This is a genomic window from Craterilacuibacter sp. (assembly GCF_051659485.1).
Classification (GTDB): Bacteria; Pseudomonadota; Gammaproteobacteria; order Burkholderiales; family Chromobacteriaceae; genus Craterilacuibacter.
In genome coordinates this window covers 1-6,331 of record NZ_JBOFOO010000131.1, presented here as the reverse complement: position 1 = coordinate 6,331, position 6,331 = coordinate 1, and the positions used below count along the sequence as shown (strand labels likewise).

The 6,331-nt window shown below is 59.6% G+C and carries 8 protein-coding genes; 4 read left to right on the top strand and 4 right to left on the bottom strand.

Annotation, left to right across the window (positions count from 1 at the left end; translation table 11 throughout):
- Positions 1-326, bottom strand: a 326-nt coding sequence (locus ACRC1E_RS04595; RefSeq protein ID WP_438513931.1) for a hypothetical protein, incomplete at its 3' end; no start/stop codon positions are given.
- A 145-nt stretch (positions 327-471) separates the two neighbouring features.
- Here ACRC1E_RS04595 and ACRC1E_RS04590 point away from each other — a divergent pair.
- A complete protein-coding gene (locus tag ACRC1E_RS04590) occupies positions 472-810 on the top strand; it encodes a P-II family nitrogen regulator (RefSeq protein ID WP_438513930.1) in 339 nt (112 codons plus the stop codon).
- Positions 811-881: 71 nt separating this feature from the next.
- Here ACRC1E_RS04590 and ACRC1E_RS04585 read toward each other — a convergent pair whose 3' ends face one another.
- Positions 882-1,874 (bottom strand): zinc-dependent alcohol dehydrogenase family protein, encoded by a 993-nt coding sequence (locus ACRC1E_RS04585; RefSeq protein ID WP_438513929.1) that lies wholly within the window; start codon positions 1,872-1,874, stop codon positions 882-884.
- 80 nt (positions 1,875-1,954) lie between these two features.
- Entirely contained in the window at positions 1,955-2,746 is a 792-nt protein-coding gene (locus ACRC1E_RS04580; protein ID WP_438513928.1) for an outer membrane protein assembly factor BamD, read from the bottom strand.
- Between ACRC1E_RS04580 and rluD the strand changes: the two genes are divergently transcribed.
- From rluD to ACRC1E_RS04565, 3 genes are all read left to right on the top strand, one after another.
- Complete coding sequence (gene rluD, locus ACRC1E_RS04575; protein WP_438513927.1) at positions 2,745-3,842, top strand: 23S rRNA pseudouridine(1911/1915/1917) synthase RluD; 1,098 nt, start codon at positions 2,745-2,747, stop codon at positions 3,840-3,842. The two genes, ACRC1E_RS04580 and rluD, sit on opposite strands and share 2 nt — an antisense overlap.
- Complete coding sequence (gene pgeF / locus ACRC1E_RS04570) at positions 3,829-4,593, top strand: peptidoglycan editing factor PgeF (RefSeq protein WP_438513926.1); 765 nt, start codon at positions 3,829-3,831, stop codon at positions 4,591-4,593. The genes rluD and pgeF overlap by 14 nt, the downstream gene beginning before the upstream one ends.
- 64 nt (positions 4,594-4,657) lie before the next feature.
- Positions 4,658-4,900: a hypothetical protein gene (locus tag ACRC1E_RS04565; RefSeq protein WP_438513925.1), complete on the top strand. Its 243-nt coding sequence runs from the start codon at positions 4,658-4,660 to the stop codon at positions 4,898-4,900.
- On the opposite strand, the gene ACRC1E_RS04560 is transcribed toward ACRC1E_RS04565, so the two are convergent.
- Positions 4,897-6,331 (bottom strand): SbcC/MukB-like Walker B domain-containing protein (locus ACRC1E_RS04560; protein ID WP_438513924.1); only part of this gene is annotated, 1,435 nt, incomplete at its 5' end. The genes ACRC1E_RS04565 and ACRC1E_RS04560 overlap by 4 nt on opposite strands.

Here is a 6,331-nt window from a genome sequence, read left to right as displayed (position 1 = left end):
TCGATGCGGCGGATTTTTTCCAGCCCGCAATGCTGGGCAATATCGCTGGCCTTGGACGCCCAAGGCGACAAGGTGCCCAGACGCGGCGTCACCAGAAAGAGCTCGCCCTCTGGCTCAGAGGGGTGCACTGCTGCACCGTAAGTGAGCAGTTGCGCCAGCACAGCCTGCTCTTGTTCGCTTAGCGCTTCGCCACTCTGGGCAAAGTGCCAGAATTCGGCGGATATAGCCAGTTTCGGCAAACCGGCATCCAGGGCTGCGTCAAGGAGTTTTTCCAGGCGGAAAGAAGATAGGGCAGCACCGCCCCGCAGCTTGAATAGATAGGACATTCGACACCCGCGACAAATATCAGGGAAGCGCATAATAATACAGGATAATGGTTTTTTTTATAAGACATGGTCGTGTCTGAGCGCACAATATGTTCTTGATAAGCAATAATTACCCTGCACCACCATGCTTCAATACGGAGATCGCATGAAAAAAATAGAGGCCATCATCAAGCCATTCAAACTGGACGAAGTTCGCGAAGCCCTGTCTGAAATCGGAATTAACGGCCTGACCGTTACCGAGGTCAAGGGTTTCGGGCGTCAGAAAGGCCACACCGAACTGTATCGCGGTGCCGAATATGTGGTCGACTTTCTGCCCAAGGTCAAAATCGAAGTCGTGCTCCCCGACGACCTGGTCGACCGTGCCATCGAGTCCATCGTCGCCATCGCCCGTACCGGCAAAATCGGCGACGGCAAGATTTTTGTCACCACCGTCGAGCAAGTGGTGCGCATACGTACTGGTGAAATCAACGAAGAAGCCATTTAACCCGACGGCACAGGACGCAAAAAGGGCGCCGCAAAAACATGCCGGCGTCCTTTCTCTCATCTGCGTCAAACTTAACCGGCGACCCGCACCACGACCTTGCCATGCGCACCACCCGACTCGATCAGTGCATGTGCAGCCCCTACCGCCTGTAGCGTAAACACATGCGGGTCCAGCACGACTCGCAACTTGCCGGCCTCAACCAGGCTTGCCAGCTTACGCAGGCGCTGGCCGATACGCTCAAAACCCGAGCCATGCACAAAGGGCGACAGCGAAAACACCACCGCCAGATCCAGGCCCTTGCCGTGCATGGGTGACAGATCGTGGGTCGAGCGGGCGGCAATCGCCACCACTTTTCCGCCGACGGCGGCAGCCTGCAAGGAGGCATCCAGCGAGGCGCCGCCCACGCTATCGAACACCACATCGAAGCCGCGCCCGCCAGTCAGGCGCGCCACATAATCGGCCACCGTCTCATCGCGGTAATAGACAATCTCGTCCGCACCCAGTTGCCGCGCAAGCTTGCCCTTATCCTTGCCCGACACTGTGGCCACCACCCGGCAACCGGCAGCATGTGCCAGTTGTACCGCAACATGACCGACGCCGCCTGCCCCACCCTGCACCAGCACGGTTTGCCCCGGTTCGATGCAGGCACGCTCGATCAAGCCTTCCCATGCCGTCATGCCCACCACCGGCAGCGCCGCCGCCGCCGCGAAATCAAGCGCACCGGGTTTGAGTGCCAGCAGGCGCACATCAGCCAAGGCATATTCAGCCAAGGCTCCCTGATGTGACTTGAGCCCACCGATAAAGCCGAACACGGCGTCCCCCACTGCAAAATCGGTGACACCCGGCCCCAGCGCATCGACTACGCCGGCCATATCGCCTTGCAATACGGCAGGATAAGCCGGCACCAGCGGCACAGCGCCCGAGCGTATCTTGCAATCGATGGGATTGACGGCGCTGGCCATCACCCGGATACGCACCTGTCCGGCACGCGGTTCGGGCACGGGCAACTCGGCCAGTTCAAAAACATCAGGCGTGCCAGTCTGGCGGATAATCATGGCTTTCATGCTGGGCTTCCCGTCATTGCAAGAAAAGCCGCAAAGCGGCTCTGATTGCTATTTAGAACTTAAAGGCTGGCAAGTTGTGCTTACCAGAACTTCCACCACGAAGTATCCTTCACCTGCCATGGGTTCTTCAGGTAGGTGCTCTGCGGATAGTTGAGTGCCAGCACACGGCGGGCATCATCGGATAGCGGCTTCATTTGCAGCTGCTCGTAAGCCGCCACCATAATCGCCAGAGCCTCTTCACGGTAGGCGGTATTGTTGTATTCACGTACCACATCCTGCGCACGATTGGCCGCTGCCAGCCAAGCACCACGCTTCATGTAGTAACGCGCCACATGCATCTGGTGACCGCCCAAAGCATCGACCAAGCGCTGCATTTTTTCTGCGGCGTCCTTGCTGTACGAACTCTCGGGGAAGCGGGCAGTCAGATCGCGAAAGGCATTAAAGGCTTCGCTGGCGGCCTTGGGATCGCGCTCGCTCATATCCTGCCCCGTCCACTTCGCCAGCGACGTGCTATCGTCGTTGTAGTAGACCAGCCCCTTCAGGTAGTACATGTAATCCAGGTTGGGATGCGCCGGATACAGACGGATAAAACGATTGGCCGAAGCGATGGCCAACTCGGGTTCTGCATCCTTGTAATGGGTGTAAGCCTGATCCATTAGTGCCTGCTGTGCATAGCGGCCATAAGGGTATCGTGCTTGTAAAGTTTCATAGAGTTTGATAGCGCGCGTATAATTGCCGCTACTAAGCTCATCTTTCGCCTCGCCATAGATCTTTTCGACCGTCCAGCCACGCGTTTCATCGTTAGGCTCGCTAGTTGAAGCGCAACCGGCGAGGCCCGCAACCACCAACATCGCAGCAAGATATCTTTTCATGACCAATCCTTATTTCGATGCCGACGATTATAACGACATCTCAGAAGAAAACGAGATGTTGGCACCACGCATCCTGAACATTCCACTCTCGCTGGCTGGCGAGAGGCTGGATAGCGCCATCGCCAAGCTGATGCCGGAGCACTCGCGTAGCCGTCTGACCCAATGGATCAAAGACGGCCACGTCACCCTCAACGGCGCCGTCGTTGCAGGTAAAACCAAAGTCATGGGCGACGAAGTCCTCTCGGTCGAACCGGTCGAAACGCCGGAAAACCGTGCCTACCTGCCGGAAGATATTCCGCTGAACATTATTTATCAGGATGACCATATCCTGGTGGTCAATAAGCCGGCAGGCATGGTGGTACACCCGGCTTCGGGCAACTGGTCCGGCACATTGCTTAACGCCCTCTTGTTCCATATCCCAGGCATTGCCCAAGTCCCGCGTGCCGGCATCGTGCACCGTCTGGACAAGGACACCAGCGGCCTGATGGTGGTCGCCAAGACGCTGGCTGCCCAAACCAATCTGGTACGCCAGATGCAGGCCCGTACCGTCAAGCGCCTCTATCGCGCGGTCGCCGATGGTGTGGTGCCGTTTGACGGCACCATCAACAGCAATGTCGGCCGCGACCCGCACAACCGCCTGAAAATGGCCTGCGTGAAATTTGGCGGTAAACAGGCCATCACCCATGTACGAGTACTGGAGCGTTTTGCCGACCACAGCTACATCGAGTGCCGCCTGGAAACCGGACGCACCCACCAGATCCGCGTCCATATGCGTGAAGCCCAGCATCCGCTGGCCGGCGATCTGGTGTACGGCAATCCGCGCCACAAAATGGGTGAAGATGTCGCCCGTGCGGTCAAAGGACTGGCACGCCAGGCTTTGCATGCCTTCCGCCTGAGCCTGCAGCACCCCGCTACCGGCGAAACCAAGACCTGGACCGCGCGCATTCCGGATGATATGCGCGCCTTGCTGGCCATTATGCGCGGCGAAGCCCATGAGCTGATGCTTGCCAATCTGAGCGAAAACGAAGACGACTTCGACGAGGAATGGGATGAAGAAGGCGATGATGGCGTCGAGGTGATGTATGTACGCGACTGACTGGCTTAGCGCTGACTGGCCGGCACCGGCGCATGTGCGCACGCTGATCACCACCCGCTCCGGCGGCGTCAGCGAAGCGCCTTACACCAGCTTCAATCTGGCAGCCCATGTCGGCGACTCGCCCGAACATATCGCGGAAAACCGCGAAATCCTGCGCCGCTTCGTACCCTGCGAACCGGCATGGCTCAATCAGGTACATGGCACCCGCGTGGTGGATGTCGCGACGCTGGAAGAAAACCCGCCCGAGGCTGATGCCAGCGTCGCCCATCAATGCGGCAAGGCCAGCGTAGTCATGACTGCCGACTGCCTGCCGGTTCTGTTCTGTGACCGTGCCGGCACCGTGGTCGCCTCGGCACATGCCGGCTGGCGCGGACTGGCCGACGGGGTACTGGAAGCCACTGTTGCCGCCATGGCTGTGGCACCGGAAGAAATCATGGCATGGATGGGGCCGGCCATCGGACCGGACGCCTTCGAAGTCGGCGGCGAAGTCCGCAGTGTATTCATGGCGCACAACAGCGAGGCCGAGGCCGGATTTCAGGCCATAGGCGACGGCAAGTTTCTTGCCGACATTTACCTGCTGGCGCGCCAGCGTCTGGCCGAGTGCGGCGTGACGGCGGTATATGGCGGCGACTTCTGCACCGTTATCGACCGGGCCCGCTTTTATTCTTACCGCCGCGACGGTGTCACCGGGCGCATGGCCAGCCTGATCTGGCTGGCGTGCCCGCAAGGCAATGCCTGCAGTACACAGTAAGCACACACGGTTGATGGCACCCATGCCCTCAACCGTATTTTTTGTATAGTGCAGGAAAAACAGCATGCCCGCGCAACCCTACACCCCCATCAGCTGCGACTATCACAGCGAACTGGAGTGGCTGGCACTACAAAAGAAAATCTGCCATATAGTCTATCTGGGCACAGACGGTAGCCGGCAGCAGCTTCAGCAGCGGATTACCGACATCGTAACCAGCGAGCAGCAGGAATTCATCCTGCTGGACGATGGCAGCCGGATACGGCTGGATGCGCTGATCAGCGTAGACGGCAAGCTGCGCATGCTTTAAGGCACGATACGGATCTCGGAAAACCCGATCCCTACCGCTTTTTGCACCCGTATCTGCAAGAGAATGCGTTCCTTCATCGCATCCACATGACTGATCACGCCTATCATCTTGCCCGAAGCATTCAGGCTATCCAGCGCATCCAGCGCCAGCTCCAGCGTTTCGGCATCCAGCGTACCGAAGCCCTCATCCAGAAATAGCGAGTCTATGGAGGTCTTGTGGCTCACCAGATCGGACAAAGCCAGCGCCAATGCCAAGCTCACCAGAAAGCTCTCGCCACCGGACAAGGTGCGCGTATCGCGCGCCGCATCGCCTTGCCAGCTGTCGACAATTTCCAGCTCGAGTTCACCCGCATCCTTGCGCTGCAATAGATAACGGCCATGCAGGCGCTGCAGTTGTCGATTGGCAAGATAAACCAGATGATCCAGCGTCAGCCCTTGGGCAAATTTGCGGAATTTGTCGCCTCTGGCCGAACCGATCAAGCCATCCAGACGCTGCCACAGCTCGACATCGGCGGCCTGCACATCGATCTGGCGCAATAGCGCCTGCTGTTTTTGCCTGCGCGCAGCATCTTCCGCCAAGCGCACGGAGATGCCGCCTTGCTGCAGCGCCAAATCCTGCCTGGCCTGCAGCAGGGTCGCGAGCTGTGCCTCCAGCGCCTCCAGCGCCAGCACCCCAAGCGGGGCCGCCTCCAGTGCCGTGCGCGCATGCTGCGCACTTTTCAGCAAGGCGGTGGCCTGTAAGTGGTCCTTGGCCAGCTGCTCACGCAGCGCCAGCAGGCGCTGGCGCTCGTCCGGCGGTAATAAGGCGGCAAGAAAGCCCGCCGCATCGGCAAAGACACTGCCCGCCAATGCCGCCAGCCAGCTTTTAGCCGCCGTATCCAGCACAGTATGCTGCCGTGCGGCATCGACCGCTAGCTGCCCTTGCTGCCCGAAAAGCGTAGCCAAGGCATGTGCCACAGCATCCATCGATGCCATGCACGAGGTCAGCGCCGCCGCCACATCGGCCAGCACCACATTCGCGGCACAGCCGACCCCCAGCGCCCGTGCATGCTGCTGCCGCTCATCCGCATACTGGCGTGCATTCACCACCAGGCTTTGCTGCTGCTCGTGCGCCAAGCGCAAAGCATCAAGCTGCTTCTGCCCTTGCTGCCAATGCTGCCAATCGAGCACGCGTGCGGCAAGCCAGCGCTCAGTCTCATCCGGCACGGCATAACCCAATACCGCCAGCGCAGCTGTCAGCGCCTGCTGCTGCCGGCCAAGCTCGGCCTGCAGACGCTCACATCCGGCTTGCGCATCCGCCAGGCGCATCGCCAGCCCCTCTGTCTCTTGCTGCGCCAGCGCCAGTTGCTGCAGCTGCTTCGAGTGCTGTGCATCAGCCTGATGGCCGGCCTCTCTGGCCTGTTGCAAGGCTTTATCGGCCAAGTCGCAAGCC